Source organism: Haliscomenobacter sp. (genome assembly GCF_041740695.1).
In the GTDB taxonomy this organism is placed as follows: Bacteria; Bacteroidota; Bacteroidia; order Chitinophagales; family Saprospiraceae; genus Haliscomenobacter.
In genome coordinates, this window is record NZ_JBGSLK010000025.1 from 37,787 (window position 1) to 52,628 (window position 14,842).

Consider the following 14,842-nt stretch of genomic DNA (forward strand, 5'->3'; position numbering starts at 1 on the left):
CAGCAATGGCTTTTCGCAAAAAAAACATCCTGGAACTAGAGCGCAGCAGCGTTGAAGATTACAAAAACCAGAAAAAAACGCCCCTGATTTTGGTACTGGACAATGTACGCTCCGCGCTCAATGTTGGTTCGGCTTTCCGGACTGCGGATGGCTTTGCTTTGCAAAAAATCTACCTCTGTGGCATTACCGCCCAGCCCCCGCATAAGGAAATCCTTAAAACTGCCATTGGTGCTACAGATTCAGTAGATTGGGCGTACATGGAAGACGCCACTGAGGCTGTAAAAGCGCTACAAGCCGATGGATGGCAAGTTTGGGCGGTGGAACAAGCCGAAAACAGCACCTCTTTGGAACAGTTTCACCCAAACAAGGATAGCAAAATCGCCGTGGTATTTGGCAATGAAGTGACTGGCGTAGCCGATGAAGTGATGGGCATTGTAGATGGTGCCTTGGAAATTCCCCAATTTGGCACCAAACATTCTTTAAATATCTCAGTATGTGTGGGGATTGTGGCTTGGGACTTGTTTGTTAAGCTGACTCATTGAAATGTTTTACAAATTGCACCATTCTATGCTTACGACCAGCGGCATTAGCCGCCAAACGTCTGTAGCATTTAGTCCATACCCTGCATTTAAGGTGCGTAGCACCGGAACAGATGAAAAGTTGCGGTGCTACGCACCTTAAAATCTACCTTCGTTCCTTTGGCCCTACAGACGTTTGGCGGCTAATGCCGCTATCCGAATCATTCAGTGCTGGTTGCCGAGGCACCTACTTAACAAACACCTCCTCCAAATAATCCTCCCCCAAATCCTGATTGAGCATCTTGCGAATTTTTTCCCGCCCATAAAACAGCTCTTGCCGCAAGGAAGGAGAATCAATCATCAAATACATTTTTTTGCGGATGACCCGAATCTGAGTGGTATGCTGGACAATGGAAGGCCCCATCAAACGCGCCCAAGCAGCTTTGATCTGCGACTCGCTGATGCCTTGTTTAAGGCGGTATTGGTTTACCATCTCCAGGAGTATATCCTTCAGGGATTTTTCATCGTATTTGGCCATGATGCGAAGGTAATCGTTTTTTGTGTTTTGGTCAAGCCGTTTAAGCTATAGACTTTTACGTATCTTTGCACCATCCTACACCAACCTGACCATCGCAATGAACATCCTCTTTTTGATCATTTTAAGCACCATAAGTAGCCTCAGCATGCGCAATAAAAAGGCTTTTGCTCTAAGTTTATCCCGACCACACCATTTTCAAGAGAGTACGGCAGCCCCGAATGTAAAAATTCTGGCGACAGATTTTGAGATTCCACAACTCAAGCGCAAACGCCGCATTTGGGTCTATTTGCCCTTGGATTACGACAAAAGCCAGAAGCGTTATCCAGTGTTGTACATGCAGGACGGGCAAAATTTGTTTGACGCCAAAACCAGTTTTGCCGGAGAATGGCGCATCGATGAAACCCTCAATCACCTGGATAGCACCCTCAAACGCAGTTGTATCGTCATTGGCATCGACAATGGATCTGAAAAGCGCATGACCGAATACGCCCCCTGGGATCATCCCCGCTTTGGCAAGGGGGAAGGAGTGGCTTACACCAAATTTATGGTTGAAACGCTTAAGCCTTACGTCGATCAACATTTCCGCACGCTCAAAGGGCCTGAATCCACTGCCGTAATTGGTTCTTCGATGGGTGGCCTGATTGCTTTTTATGCTGCGCTGGAGTACCCTCAAGTGTTTGGACGTGCTGGTGTGTTTTCAGCATCTTTCTGGCATTCCGAAGCGGCATTTGAGTTCGCCAAAAAGAAAGGTCTACAGGCCAAAAACCTCAAAATTTATCTTTTCACTGGAGCACTGGAAGGCCAGGTCGAAATGGTTGAGCCCATGCAACGGATGGCCAAAGTGCTCAAAGAGGCTGGTTTTAACAAACGCCGATTGTTCACGGCTCTTCCCAAGGACGGCAAACACAATGAAGCTTTTTGGGCCAGCGAATTTGCTGGGGCATATACTTGGCTGATGCGGTAAGGGCAACCCTATGTGGTTGCCCTGATCGGATGGCAACCCTTTCGGGTGTCAGGCGTCGGCAACCACACAGGGTTGCCCCTACGAGTCGCCTTCCATACGCACTACCTTGGGGTGGAAGGTGCCGATCGTTTCCACCAATGATTCCTGGGCGGCCATGACCTGATGGATGTTTTTATACGCAAATGGTGCCTCATCCAATCCACCACCCAGCAAATCCACTCCGTGGGCACGCAGGTGTTTGTCCAGTTCGGATTTGGTCACCGCTCCCAGTGCCTGACGACGCGACATCTGGCGACCCGCACCGTGTGAAGCGGAGTTCAAGGAGTCTTCCAAGCCCTTGCCACGAACAATAAAAGCTGGCGCCGTCATTGAACCTGGAATCACCCCTAACACCCCTTTACCCGCTGGAGTAGCGCCTTTGCGGTGTACGATGTATTCCTTGCCATCTGCCAGGATTTCTTTCCAGGCAAAGTTGTGGTGGTTTTCCACAATCGCTAGGGATTTTTCACCCAATGATTTCGCCATGCGGTGATGAATCTGGTGATGACAAGCCGAGGCGTAATCACCCGCCAGGTTCATCGCGATCCAGTATTCTTGCCCAGCTTCGGTATCCAGGTCGAGCCAGGCCAAGTGTTGAGCCTGTTTTGGCAGATTGCAGGTTTCCATGGCCAGTTTGGTGTAATGTTGTGCCAATGTAGCCCCCAATCCGCGCGACCCTGAGTGCGACATCAAGCCCAGATACTTGCCCAAGGGTAGGTTGAACTCGTTGTGTTCATCCATGATTTCCACGATGCCAAACTCTACAAAGTGGTTACCCGAGCCCGAAGAACCAATTTGATCCCAGGCTTTGCCTTTCAAAGAACGCAACTTGGGCACCTCTTTGAACTCGCTGCGTTCAAAGATGGCGTCATCCATTGGTTTTTCAAAAGTGCTGAACCCAAAGCGGGTATTTTCCAATAGCAATTTTTTGAACATGCTGCGTTTTGCATCCAGTGCTTGCGGCTCGACCGGATAGATGGTCATACACATGCGGCAACCGATGTCCATACCCACACCATATGGAATTACCGCATTTTCAGTAGCCAACACCCCACCAATGGGTAGACCATAGCCCTGATGTGCATCGGGCATGAGGGCACCTGCGTGCGTAACGGGCAGGCGCATGGCGATTTCCATTTGTTGGATGGCTCCGGCCTCAATTTTTTCAGCACCAAAAACTGGATAAGTTTTGGCCTTTGGCAACAGGTCAATCACAACCGGGCCCTGCTTTTCGGGTTGCACTAATGCTTCCACAATACGACCCAAAACTGCATCTTCGGCGTAATCGCTTGGGTTCGCCAGGATGGATTGTAGGAGTTCGTCGACTTGTTCCTGGCTGTGTCGTTTGTAATGTTTGGGGATCAGGTTGATGCAAAGGCCGATCACGGGACCTTCTGGGTACCCCATTTTCATTAAGTCTTTGCCTCGAATTTGAATTTTTGCCATAAAAAGGGATTAAAAGCTAATTGCAGGGAAAAGCATCTTTTGCCCAAAAAAGTTCCCAACCTAAGTGGTGGGGCAAAAATAAGTCTTCATTTTCCCTGAGCCAAAGGATCAGATAAGAAACTTAAAATGAACCGTTTACTCATCTAATCCTTTGGCAAAATGAAGCACTTATTTTTTTATCGCCCCTAGCGGGAAGCTTCCAACAAAGCCTGCGTATAAGGATGTGCGGGTGCTTCAAAAACCTGTTCTGCGGGTCCTTTCTCTACAATAACGCCATCTTTCATCACCATAATATCGTCACACATGAAGCGGACTACGGCCAAATCGTGGGAAATAAATAGGTAAGTCAAACCTTGTTGGGCTTGTAAATCTTTGAGGAGATTGAGCACCGTGGCCTGTACGGAGACATCCAAAGAGGAAACTGCCTCGTCGCACACCAAAAAACGTGGTTGAACGGCCAGTGCTCGGGCGATGCAAAGCCGCTGGCGTTGACCGCCGGAAAATTCGTGAGGGTAGCGGGTGAAATGATCGGCTTGCAAACCCACCTGCTCCAAAAGTGCAATACACCGCTCCACCCGATCCTGGTCATTGCTGCCAATGCCGTGCACCTTCATCGGTTCGGTGATCGCCAAACCGACAGGCAAGCGGGGATTGAGCGAAGAATAAGGATCCTGAAATACGATTTGAAGTTCCCGGCGCAATTGGCGCATTGCCTCGGCGTCTATTTTTTCAATGTCTTGACCGTTGTAGTGTATTACCCCGGAAGTAGGTTCAATCAAACGTAGAATGCTACGCCCCAGGGTGGTTTTTCCACTGCCAGACTCCCCTACCAGGCCGAGGGTTTGTCCGGCTTTGATGTCAAACGTAGCCTCTTGGACCGCTTTCACCCAATTGCGTGTTTTGCCAAACCAGGATTTGCGCAGCGGAAACCAGGTTGATAAGTTTTTGACCTCCAGTAAATTTGTGGTAACGATCGGGGTTATTGGTGTAGCGGGAACCTTTGCTACTGGTTTTTCTTCTTTTTCTACAAAATCATCAATCGTCGCCAAACGCTCCACTTTGTGATCCAATGGCGGGCGGCAGCTCAGCAGTGCTTTGGTGTAGGCGGCCTCGGGCTGTTCAAAAATCTGCTCACTGCTCCCTTTTTCTATCAATTTGCCCTGCTGCATCACCAGCACTTGATCCGCGAAACCTGCTACCAGGCTCAAATCGTGGGAAATAAACAGGATAGCCGTATTGAATTCCTGCTGCAATTCGCGCATGAGCAGGATAATCTCCCTTTGTACCGTGGCATCCAGAGCAGTAGTAGGCTCGTCGGCCAGCAACAAGCCGGGATTGCAGCACATGGCCATGGCAATCATGACCCTTTGTTTTTGCCCACCCGAAATTTGGTGGGGGTAAGCGTGGTAAATGCGCTTGGGGTCTTGAATTTTCACTTTGATGAGCCATTCCAAACTACGTTGGCGGGCTTGTTGGGCGTTGAGGTCCAGGTGCAGGCGAAGCACCTCATCAATTTGCGCCCCGCAACGTTGTAAGGGATTGAGGGAGGTCATCGGCTCCTGAAAAATCATGCCGATGGCTTTGCCTCTAATGTGTTGCCAATCGTTGGCCTGGCAATTTTGCAGCTGGAATTGCTGTTCGGTGGAGGGCTGAAAACGCAATTGTTGGGCACTAAGTTGGGCTTCGGGGGGCAAAAGCCCTAACAAAGCGAGGGCAGTCATGGATTTTCCGGAGCCTGATTCCCCCACAATGGCGAGGGTTTTTCCTTTTGGCAGTACAAAGGATAGGTCATCCACCACGGTATTGGCACCAAAGCGAATGCTTAGATTTTGCACTTCCAACAAGTCCTCCATACTTCTAATGCTTAAAACTTGTCTTAATTGTCCGCAAGCCGCAATTCAATCACATCTGGTTTGATATCGATGCGCAGATTATCCGGCTGGCTCAACCAGCTCACGAAAGTATCACCGAACAATTCCTTGCGCCAACCCTGGTTAAAAACCTCTTCGGCAAAAGCTGGGTCGTTTTTGATTTTTTTAAACCAGTTGCGCGGTAGGGCCAAGGAATGGGAAACCCCCTTTTGCATACATTGGTGGCGAATGATGAGGTATAAAAATTCGGTCAGGATTTCTTCGTTGGCGTTTTCCTCGTCTTCGGAAGGCACCTGGAGCAGCAGAAACTTTTCGTCTTCACTCATTTCGCGGATGTACAATTCGTTCATCACTGACCACAAATCGCCCGCGAACTTATCGGGAATGCGGCGGTTTTCGCGCAAGCCGGCCCGGCCCGAGCGCATGCTGCGCACGATTTGGCTCATAAACTTGCTGGGCAACACCATTTCTTTGGAGTAGTTCTTTTCCTCAGCCGTTTTGCGTCGCCATTCGAACAAACGCAGCAAAAACAAGCGCTCCCTTTTGTTTAAAGACTTCATCAAATCGCTGTTTAGCGCTTCGTGGTGAGGGTCTCTGGCGTAATATGCTTCCCGTTCCAGCACCCGAAATTCTTCCTCTGCCCAATGCAAGCGGTGTTGTTTGGCGAGTTCAGCCTCTTGTTTTTTCCACAAATCATACAGGGGTTCAATGTCCTGGATGGCGTATTTGAGTTGGTTCTGGTTAAAAGGACGGGCTTCCCAATCTGCTACGGTGAAACTTTTATTGAGGTTGATTTTCAACTCTGTTTCTACCAATTTTTTGAAAGCCAAAGGATAGCGATAACCCAAAAAACCTGCGGCAATTTGGGTATCAAAAGTATTCTTGGGAATGGTGCCATGCGTAGCATAGAGCAAACGGTAGTCATTTTCGCCCGCATGAGTGATATTGACAATGTTCGGATCCTCAATCATTTTCAGAAATGGATCCAAGTTTTTGAGTGGAAACGGGTCAATCAAAAAAAAACCATGCACCGTTGCCACCTGAATGAGGCACAAACGGGTCGTAAATCTTTTTTCCCCGACGAATTCTGAGTCAAAACACATCCACTCAACATCCGCGTTGATTTGAGCAAATTGTTCTAGTCCTTCCTTTGTAGTGATGAATTCAAATGCTTGCATCGACACTTTTTTATCGCCCATGAGGGGTTCGTCTTGCGCAAATATATCTATTCGGATTGGAATATTTTCCCAAAAAGTTGTAACCTAGCAAAAGTAAAACCTCGTCTTAGCTCGAGTTAGGATTTTTGCAAACGCAATACATGGAAGAAGACCTACTTTTGGTTCAGCGCGTACTGAGAGGAGAACAGACTGCTTTCCGCCAACTGGTGGAACAATACCAAAACTATGTCTTTACCATTGCGATGCGGGTGCTCAATTCACGTGAGGAAGCGGAAGAGGTGGCTCAGGATGTGTTTTTGAAGGTGTACAAAATGCTGGGCAGTTATCGGCAGGAGTCCAAATTTAGTTCCTGGTTGTATGCCATTACTTACCGCACTGCTATTGACAATGCCCGCAAGAAAAAATTACCTTTGCAGAGTATTGAGTCGGGCAATACAGCATTCCAAACGCCAGATGTACACAGCAAAAGTCCGGCTGAACTGACCCAGGACAATGATCTTAAGCATCAGGTGCAGTCGGTCATCAATCGGCTAAAACCTAGTGACGCCAGCATCATTACACTGTATTATTTGAATGAACAATCGGTACAAGAGATTGCCGAAATTACGGGTTTGAGTGTGACCAATGTCAAAACAAAATTGTTTCGTTTAAGAGAGCAGTTGCGCCAGGAATTGACGGCCAGCGCTTTGGATCAACACTGAGTATGGAAAATGAGCAGTCTATTTTAATCTGGAAATACCTCGATGGGGAGTGTACGCCTCAGGAAAAAGAGCAGGTACAACACTTACTGACTCATGACATGGCCTTTGCCGAGGAGTTAGAGCTAGCCAAAAGTTTGCAGGAAAGCCTTCAAGAAATGGAGCCAGAACAGCCATCTATGCGTTTTAGTGCCAATGTGACTGAACAATTGCCTGCTTTGTATCGACCAGTTCATACCTCGGCGGATATTTTACCCAAAGGTTTGGTACGTATTTTTGGTAGTTTGGTAGGTGCCGTTGCGGTTATGAGTTTGGTCCTGTTTTTTGCTGGGCATGGTGTGCTGGGCAACCACACGGGTATGGGCAACCACGTAGGGTTGCCCCAACGAGAGCTCAATATAATATGGGGGTACACTCTGAATCTAGGTGTTTTTTCCAATCCCATGGTCTTTAGCACTTTTTTGGTTTCATTGGCGGTTTTGAGTTATTTTTTCATGGATTTTGCGCTTAAAAAATGGATTTTAAAAAAGTAGTAGCCATTTGAAAGTTGTTGCTATCTTCGAAACTACTCTGAATATTGTTTAATGTAGTTCGCAAGCAACATGAATTTGAATAAAATCGCACTCCTCCTCGTATTAGCGGTGCCACTTTTGTTGGCATATCGCCCTTCCACTCCACTGGAAATCAAGGCCAAAAAGCCCAACATCATCTACATCTTTGCCGACGATCTCGGATACGGCGAATTAGGTGTGTACGGCCAGGAAAAAATCAAAACGCCACACCTCGATCGATTGGCAGGTGAGGGTATCCGATTCACTCAACATTACGCCAGTGCTCCGGTTTGTGCGCCTTCCCGCTGTATGCTGTTAACTGGCAAACATCCAGGACACTCCTACATCCGGGGGAATTATGAATTGGGAGAATTCAGTGACGAGATGGAAGGTGGCCAAATGCCTTTGCCTGAGGGCACCATCACCATTGGGCATATGTTACAAAAAAATGGCTACCAAACGGGCATTGTGGGCAAATGGGGCTTGGGCATGCATACCACTACGGGTAACCCTAATCTGCAAGGTTTTGACTATAGCTACGGCTACCTCTGCCAAAAACAAGCACACAACTACTACCCTACCCACCTCTGGGAAAACGGAAAATGGGATACTTTGAACAATCCTCCGATCACGGTGCACCAGCGTTTATCTCCAACAACACCATTTGAGTATTTCATTGGCAAGGAGTATGTCGTTGATCACATGACGGCCAAAGCGCTAAAATTCATTGAAAAACGGAAGGACAAACCTTTTTTCCTATACCTAGCTTTCCCCCTACCCCATTTGTCTTTGCAGGTGCCAGAAAAGGCGCTTTCACCCTATCTCGGCAAATTTGCCGAAGCGCCTTATACTGGCGACAAAGGTTATTCCCCTCAACGTTACCCGCTTTCTGCCTATGCGGGTATGATTACGTACCTCGATGATCAGGTCGGCATCATCATAGCAGCACTAAAAGCTCAAGGTTTGGACGACAATACGCTGGTTCTATTTTCCAGCGACAATGGAACGACATTTGAAGTGGGTGGGGTCAATTCCGGTTTTTTCAACAGCACACAAGGGCTACGGGGCTTAAAAACAGAGCTTTACGAAGGGGGCATTCGGGTGCCTTTTATGGCGCGTTGGAAAGGAAAAATTGCGCCAGGGCAGGTGAGTGATCACCTCTCAGTGCAATACGATCTGATGGCTACATTAGCAGATTTGCTCAAAATCGAAGCGCCCAAAAATGATGGGGTTTCTTATTTGCCCACTTTATTGGGTAAGAAGGACTTGCAAAAGCAGCACCCTTATTTGTACTGGGAGTTTCCCGAAAAAGGGGGCCAAATCGCAGTACGCTTGGGCAATTGGAAAGGGGTGAAAGTGCAGATGAAAACCAATCCCGCCGCCAAATGGGAATTGTATGATTTGAGCAGCGACCGGAGTGAGCAGAAGAACCGTGCGGAGGAACTACCGCAACGCTTAAATGAGATGGATAAAATCGTGGAGCGAGAGCACGTGCCATCACATATTAAGGATTGGGAGTTCGTGAGTCCCAAGTTCAAACGCAACTAAGGTGTTTCTTCGGTGTCTTGAGTTTCTTAGGTGGTGAAAAAGAAAAAGCCTTGCGAAGCAAGGTATTAATTTCACCACCTAAGAAACCTAAGACACTCAAGAAACACCTTAGCAATTAGGCTTTGAAGGTCAAACGTTCGCCTTTTTTGTCTTCAAAAAACTGGCCGTGCTGGTAGGCCAAATGCCCGCTAACCACGGTAGCCTCCACCTGCCCCTTAAAGGAATGCCCCTCAAAAGGTGACCAGGCGCATTTGTAATGAATATTGTCCCTTTGTACCGTCCATTCTTTGTTCAAATCGAGTAAAACTACATCGGCCCAAGCGCCCTCGTCCAGGTAGCCACGTTGATGCACATTGAAACATTGAGCTGGAGCGTGGCACATTTTTTCCACAATTTTTTCCAAACTGATCAAGCCCTGGTGGTAAAACTCCAACATCACATTCAGGGTATGTTGTACTAGTGGGACGCCAGATGGTGCTTGAAAGTAGCTGTTTTGTTTTTCCGCCCAGGTATGTGGCGCGTGATCGGTGGCAATGATGTCGAGCCGGTCGTCCAACAAAGCAGCTAGTAGAGCTTCCCGATGTCGTTTTTCTTTTACCGCCGGGTTGCACTTGATTTGGGTGCCAAAAGTGGCATAATCATCGGCACTGAAATAGAGGTGGTGTACACATAATTCGGCTGTTATTCGTTTTTTCGTCAAAGGAATATCGTTGCGAAACAAGGCCAATTCCTCCGCCGTAGAAATGTGTAGGATGTGCAGTCGGGTATTGTGCTTTTTGGCCAATTCAACCGCCATACTGGAAGATTTTAAACAAGCCTCCACATCCCGGATGATGGGGTGCATGGCAATGGGTACCTCCTCGCCATAGCGCTCGCGCATAGTCGCTTCGTTGGCACGAACGGTATGTTCATCTTCACAATGTGTGGCAATCAGCATGGGAACTTGGGAAAAAAGTGCATCCAGGGTTTGAGTATCATCCACCAGCATGTTTCCCGTACTGGAGCCCATAAACACCTTGATCCCACATACGTTTTGGGGATTTGTTTTGAGCACTTCTTCCAGGTTATCGTTGGAAGCACCCATAAAAAAAGAATAATTGGCCAGGGATTTTTGGGCGGCAATCTGGTATTTTTCTTTCAGCAGTTCCTGGGTCAAAGTGGGTGGTTTGACGTTGGGCATCTCCATAAAAGAAGTAACTCCGCCCGCCACTGCTGCCCGGGGTTCGGTGTACAAATCGGCTTTGTGGGTCAAACCTGGCTCCCGAAAATGCACCTGATCGTCAATGATGCCTGGAATTAAAAACTTACCCTCAGCGACAATTTCGCGTGCGCCAGCGGCGTCAATCACCCCCCCAACTTTGCTAATTTTGCCGTTTTCCACCAACAAATCCCCACTGTTGATCTGCCCCCGATTGACGATTTGGGCATTTTTAAACAATATTCTGGCCATGTGTGTACAATTGTGAGAGCGAAATAAACCGATTTTGGGCAAATCGTGCGGATAATTTCAGGAAAAATGAGGTATTTCGCGGAAAAAGATCACTGTTGAGTTTGCATGAAGCTGCTCAAGGTAAACCAAGTAGCACAAAGCGAATACAAATGAGCACAAAGGACACAAAGGCAGCACAAAGAACACAAAGAGGCGTCAACGTCTAACTTTGTGTTCTTTGTGCTGCCTTGTGTCCTTTGTGAAAATAATGTTGCTTTAGTCGAGTTTATTCATTGAGATGCTCTTTGTTCCTCAACCCCAAGAATACAACCATGAAAGAAATCCTCTCCCCCACCTTCAAAGTGGGCATACTCGGCGGTGGCCAACTAGGCAAAATGCTCGGCCAAGCAGCCTCCAACTGGCATTTGCCACTGTATTTTTTGGATGAATCCCGTGATTTTCCAGCCGGGGTTGTTGCCGCCGAATTTGTGGAAGGCAATTTTAAAAACTACGACGATGTGCTCGCCTTTGGTCAGGATAAAGACGTGCTGACCATTGAGATTGAGCATGTCAATACTGCGGCGTTGGAGTTGTTGCAAACACAGGGAGTTACGGTACATCCCCATCCAGAAGCCCTGGATTTGATCAAGGACAAAGGTTTACAAAAATTATTTTACCAGGAGCACCACTTGCCCAGCTCCCATTTTGAATTGTTTGAGGATGAGCACGCGGTGCGCCATGCCGTGCATTCCGGTCGTTGGCAGTATCCTTTTGTGCAAAAGTCCCGCACCGCTGGTTACGATGGCAAGGGAGTAGCCGTGATTAAAAACGAGTCGGACTTGCAGCACAAGTTATTGCAGGGCTCTTGTTTGCTCGAAACCATGGTAGACATCCAAAAAGAGCTGGCCGTGATTGTGGCGCGCAATCCCCGTGGAGAGATCGCGGCATTCCCGGTTGTAGAAATGGATTTTAACCCCGAAGCCAATTTGGTGGAGTTCCTGATTTGTCCCGCCCGCCTTGATCCAGCCATTGAGCAAGCGGCGATCGAATTGTCCAAACAGGTCATCGAAACTTTCGGGATTTGTGGCCTTCTGGCGGTTGAACTCTTCCTCACCAATGACAATCAAATCCTGATCAACGAAGTGGCACCCCGCCCACACAACAGCGGCCACCATACCATTGATAGTTGTTACACTTCCCAATTTGAGCAACACCTGCGGGGTATCCTCAATCTTCCCTTAGGGAGTACTGCCATGAAATGCCCATCGGTGATGGTCAACTTGTTGGGCGCAGAAGGGTTTAGTGGGCCAACGCGGTATGTGGGCCTGGAGGATTGTTTGGCTTTACCAGGAGTTAAGTTGCATTTTTATGGCAAAAGCACAACCAAACCTTTCCGCAAAATGGGGCATGCTACGGTGCTGGCGGAGAGTGTTGAGGAGGCGGTGCGCATCGCGAAATTGGTGCAGGAAAAATTGAGTATACAATGTTAATTTTTTCACCACCTAAGAAACCTAAGACACTAAAGGGACACCTCAGTTTTTTCACCTAAACGTCTTAGGTGTGTCTTTAGTGTCTTAGGTTTCTTAGGTGGTGAAAAATTAAGGCATCAATTTCAACCTATTGAACTGCACCGACTCAATCTTCCCCTTCGAATAAAACAAAGGAAAATACTGATCATTTGCCCACATCTCAAACAGATTGCGGTAATGCGGATGATCAGGGTTTCCCGATTGCCCCGGTGTGTTGGTCGCCAGGCAATAATCCCAATTGCCCGTATCCACCACCAATCGAAAACTTGCACCGTGGGTTTGGTTGTAATTTCCCGAAGTAGCTCCAACCGTTTGGGAGCTTCCCCCTCTGGGTAGCGGGCCATGATCCAGTTTTTTGCGCAGCTCGGGGCTAGCCGAACTACTCAAAGGATGGCGGATCAGCACATGTTTGTATTTTTCTTGCCCGTATTGCCATTGGCTGCGCGGCAGCCCCGCCAGGCGAGTTTCCAAATTGCGCATGGCCGTACTCAGTGCTTTGATCAAAAAGGCATTTCGATCTTGCACCGGATTCGCTCCAAACTTTCCGTCGGGTAGCATCAAAAACTCCAGGATGCGATAGGCTTGCATCGTCACCAATGAACGGGCATTTTCAGGCAAAAGTATTTTTTCCAATTGGCTGCGCAGTTCCCGCTCCCAGGCATCGTAAAGCGTCGCCGCGATGGAGTTTTTTTCCAGTTGAAAATCCCATTGCAACAATTGCTGGCGCGCCCATTCCGCACTGGTATCCGCACAAGGCAAATTGCGCAACAAAGGCACCAGATTCCGCGCTGGAATGGACAAATAATCCGTTTGCAGGTTCATAAAATCCTGTAAAGTATGTCGACGGCCAGTATTCAACACTTCCGCACAACGATCTCCCCGAAAAGGATCAGCCCACTTAAAGCCAACCGCGTCCCAGTGTTGGTAATCATTTGGGGTGACATTTTCATTGGCGGTAGCCAGAAAACCTTGCTCAGGGTTCAATACACTGGGGCGTTCTAAAATCGGCAAATAGCCATCCCATTCATAGCGCCCATCACCGGGTACGGGCACCAAACCGCTGTGCTGCCGGCGAATCGGCGTAATGCCCACTGCCTGCCAGCCGATGTTGCCAGCTCGGTCGGCCCAAATCATATTTTCGGCCGGGATGTGGCTGTACTGGCACGCCAGACGAAATTCCTGCCAGTTTTTGGCCTGCCCCATGCGCAAGCTTGCCAAATAGGGAGCACCACCCACCTCCAACCAGGCGCAACGCACGGCACAGGCTGTTTTTAGGGTCCGATCTTCATGAACCACGGGGCCGTGGTGGGTGTATTTGTGTTCCACAATCACGGGAGCCTTTCCTTTGACCCGAATGGTGTCTTTGATGATGCGCATACTCCGCCATTCTGTGCCGACTTTGTACAAGTTGGGGTTGTTCGGATGGGTTTCGTACACGTACATATCCTCAGCATCGGTCGCGAAGATGGTCAAGCCCCAGGCACCATACTCATTGTGGCCAATGGAGATGCCGGGGATCACTGGTTCACCGCCCCCAATCACGTTCCAGCCTGGCCCCACCAGATGCGTCATGTAGCGCAGAGAAGGGGTAGAAATCGCCCGATGGGGGTCGTTGGCCAACATGGGAAAACCACTTTGGGTGAGTTTGCCGCTGACAATCCAGTTGTTGCTGCCTACGTTAGAGCTTCGATCAGCCTGGGCTTCGAGGTATTCCCGGGTTTCCAGGGCTGCTAGATTGGAGTAGTCCTTTGGGTTGGGGTTGCGGACCGCCCCAATTAAATCTTCGGGTTGAAACTTGAGTGGTTCGCGGAAGGCATTGTACAATTTCAGGACATCCTGCTGAAAAAGCGCCGCTGGAATTTTGGGATCAAGGCGCAAATCGGGTTCCTTGGGGTGAAACCATTGCAGTCCTTTCAATTTGTCGGCACCAAGGAGCGCAATAGCCCGGGCATTCTTTAATTCATCGGTGACATTTTCCAATAAACCCTGGTGGCGAGAAATGACAATTTCCGGCGTCCACAAACCTGGTTTGATGCCCAATAATTTGAATTCCAGGGGAAGTAAATCCGGTTTGGCCTGCGTTTGTGCAATCCAGGCATTTACACCCGCTACAAATGCCGTGATGATTTGTTTGCCTCGGGGGTGATAATGCATCATTTCCTGGTCCATGTCTCCACGGAAGCGAAACAGTCGGGCGCCCCGGTCGCGATCCAGTTCTCGTTCACCCAAAATTTCGGCTACGGTACCCGTTGCCTGCCTGCGCCACATTTCAAACTGAAACGTGCGGTCGCGTGCGGCGTAAAATCCTTGGGCAAAAAAGAGGTCATGCTCGGTTTGGGCATAAATATGGGGGACGCCCCATTGATCAGTGATGATTTCCACGGCTTGTTCCAGTCCGGGGAGTTTGAGTTGTTCCTGGGCCTGGATGCGGGTAAAGGCTAAAAACAGGAGAAAAAAGATGCTGTGTTTCATGTGGCTAAACTTGAGTACTAATCCTCAGTAAGTATAGCCAAAAAAGTAGAAACAGGAAGCG

Annotated in this window: 12 protein-coding genes; 6 read left to right on the forward strand and 6 right to left on the reverse strand. The window is 48.6% G+C overall.

The features are described 5' to 3' along the window. Positions 1–5: 5 nt before the first annotated feature. The gene (locus ACEW9O_RS05230; RefSeq protein WP_373549076.1) at positions 6–542 is read left to right on the forward strand and encodes an RNA methyltransferase; all 537 of its coding nucleotides are present in this window, start codon (positions 6–8) and stop codon (positions 540–542) included. 223 nt (positions 543–765) lie between these two features. Here ACEW9O_RS05230 and ACEW9O_RS05235 read toward each other — a convergent pair whose 3' ends face one another. Next, positions 766–1,056, reverse strand: coding sequence for a DUF721 domain-containing protein (locus ACEW9O_RS05235; protein WP_373549077.1), 291 nt, complete (start codon positions 1,054–1,056; stop codon positions 766–768). A gap of 97 nt (positions 1,057–1,153) precedes the next feature. Here ACEW9O_RS05235 and ACEW9O_RS05240 point away from each other — a divergent pair, with 97 nt between their 5' ends. Then, entirely contained in the window at positions 1,154–2,020 is an 867-nt protein-coding gene (locus ACEW9O_RS05240; RefSeq protein WP_373549078.1) for an alpha/beta hydrolase, read from the forward strand. A 78-nt stretch (positions 2,021–2,098) separates the two neighbouring features. Here the strand turns inward: ACEW9O_RS05240 and ACEW9O_RS05245 are convergent, their stop codons facing one another. The 3 genes from ACEW9O_RS05245 to ACEW9O_RS05255 all read right to left on the reverse strand — a co-directional run bounded on the left by ACEW9O_RS05245 (position 2,099) and on the right by ACEW9O_RS05255 (position 6,554). Beyond that, complete coding sequence (locus ACEW9O_RS05245; RefSeq protein ID WP_373549079.1) at positions 2,099–3,505, reverse strand: RtcB family protein; 1,407 nt, start codon at positions 3,503–3,505, stop codon at positions 2,099–2,101. A gap of 185 nt (positions 3,506–3,690) precedes the next feature. Continuing rightward, on the reverse strand, positions 3,691–5,358 hold the full coding sequence (locus ACEW9O_RS05250; RefSeq protein WP_373549080.1) for an ABC transporter ATP-binding protein: 1,668 nt from the start codon (positions 5,356–5,358) through the stop codon (positions 3,691–3,693). Between the two features lie 23 nt (positions 5,359–5,381). Continuing rightward, positions 5,382–6,554: a ribonuclease D gene (locus tag ACEW9O_RS05255; protein ID WP_373549081.1), complete on the reverse strand. Its 1,173-nt coding sequence runs from the start codon at positions 6,552–6,554 to the stop codon at positions 5,382–5,384. Between the two features lie 140 nt (positions 6,555–6,694). On the opposite strand from ACEW9O_RS05255, the gene ACEW9O_RS05260 reads away from it, so the two are divergent. The 3 genes from ACEW9O_RS05260 to ACEW9O_RS05270 all read left to right on the forward strand — a co-directional run bounded on the left by ACEW9O_RS05260 (position 6,695) and on the right by ACEW9O_RS05270 (position 9,351). Then, on the forward strand, positions 6,695–7,255 hold the full coding sequence (locus tag ACEW9O_RS05260) for an RNA polymerase sigma factor (RefSeq protein ID WP_373549082.1): 561 nt from the start codon (positions 6,695–6,697) through the stop codon (positions 7,253–7,255). A gap of 2 nt (positions 7,256–7,257) precedes the next feature. Then, positions 7,258–7,785, forward strand: coding sequence for a hypothetical protein (locus ACEW9O_RS05265; RefSeq protein ID WP_373549083.1), 528 nt, complete (start codon positions 7,258–7,260; stop codon positions 7,783–7,785). A 69-nt stretch (positions 7,786–7,854) separates the two neighbouring features. Beyond that, on the forward strand, positions 7,855–9,351 hold the full coding sequence (locus ACEW9O_RS05270) for an arylsulfatase (protein ID WP_373549084.1): 1,497 nt from the start codon (positions 7,855–7,857) through the stop codon (positions 9,349–9,351). 115 nt (positions 9,352–9,466) lie between these two features. Here the strand turns inward: ACEW9O_RS05270 and ACEW9O_RS05275 are convergent, their stop codons facing one another. Further along, positions 9,467–10,801, reverse strand: coding sequence for a dihydroorotase (locus tag ACEW9O_RS05275; RefSeq protein ID WP_373549085.1), 1,335 nt, complete (start codon positions 10,799–10,801; stop codon positions 9,467–9,469). A 311-nt stretch (positions 10,802–11,112) separates the two neighbouring features. Here ACEW9O_RS05275 and purK point away from each other — a divergent pair, with 311 nt between their 5' ends. Beyond that, entirely contained in the window at positions 11,113–12,270 is a 1,158-nt protein-coding gene (gene purK, locus ACEW9O_RS05280; protein WP_373549086.1) for a 5-(carboxyamino)imidazole ribonucleotide synthase, read from the forward strand. A gap of 108 nt (positions 12,271–12,378) precedes the next feature. Here purK and ACEW9O_RS05285 read toward each other — a convergent pair whose 3' ends face one another. Beyond that, on the reverse strand, positions 12,379–14,781 hold the full coding sequence (locus tag ACEW9O_RS05285) for a penicillin acylase family protein (protein WP_373549087.1): 2,403 nt from the start codon (positions 14,779–14,781) through the stop codon (positions 12,379–12,381). Positions 14,782–14,842: the final 61 nt, after the last annotated feature.

What these genes read in the sequence shown, in the direction of transcription:
- purK (WP_373549086.1), top strand. Translation starts at nt 11,113, where the DNA reads ATGAAAGAAATCCTCTCCCCCACCTTCAAAGTGGGCATACTCGGCGGT.
- ACEW9O_RS05260 (WP_373549082.1), top strand. Translation starts at nt 6,695, where the DNA reads ATGGAAGAAGACCTACTTTTGGTTCAGCGCGTACTGAGAGGAGAACAG.
- ACEW9O_RS05265 (WP_373549083.1), top strand. Translation starts at nt 7,258, where the DNA reads ATGGAAAATGAGCAGTCTATTTTAATCTGGAAATACCTCGATGGGGAG.
- ACEW9O_RS05250 (WP_373549080.1), bottom strand. Translation starts at nt 5,358, where the DNA reads ATGGAGGACTTGTTGGAAGTGCAAAATCTAAGCATTCGCTTTGGTGCC.
- ACEW9O_RS05270 (WP_373549084.1), top strand. Translation starts at nt 7,855, where the DNA reads ATGAATTTGAATAAAATCGCACTCCTCCTCGTATTAGCGGTGCCACTT.
- ACEW9O_RS05235 (WP_373549077.1), bottom strand. Translation starts at nt 1,056, where the DNA reads ATGGCCAAATACGATGAAAAATCCCTGAAGGATATACTCCTGGAGATG.
- ACEW9O_RS05240 (WP_373549078.1), top strand. Translation starts at nt 1,154, where the DNA reads ATGAACATCCTCTTTTTGATCATTTTAAGCACCATAAGTAGCCTCAGC.
- ACEW9O_RS05285 (WP_373549087.1), bottom strand. Translation starts at nt 14,781, where the DNA reads ATGAAACACAGCATCTTTTTTCTCCTGTTTTTAGCCTTTACCCGCATC.
- ACEW9O_RS05245 (WP_373549079.1), bottom strand. Translation starts at nt 3,505, where the DNA reads ATGGCAAAAATTCAAATTCGAGGCAAAGACTTAATGAAAATGGGGTAC.
- ACEW9O_RS05230 (WP_373549076.1), top strand. Translation starts at nt 6, where the DNA reads ATGGCTTTTCGCAAAAAAAACATCCTGGAACTAGAGCGCAGCAGCGTT.
- ACEW9O_RS05255 (WP_373549081.1), bottom strand. Translation starts at nt 6,554, where the DNA reads ATGCAAGCATTTGAATTCATCACTACAAAGGAAGGACTAGAACAATTT.
- ACEW9O_RS05275 (WP_373549085.1), bottom strand. Translation starts at nt 10,801, where the DNA reads ATGGCCAGAATATTGTTTAAAAATGCCCAAATCGTCAATCGGGGGCAG.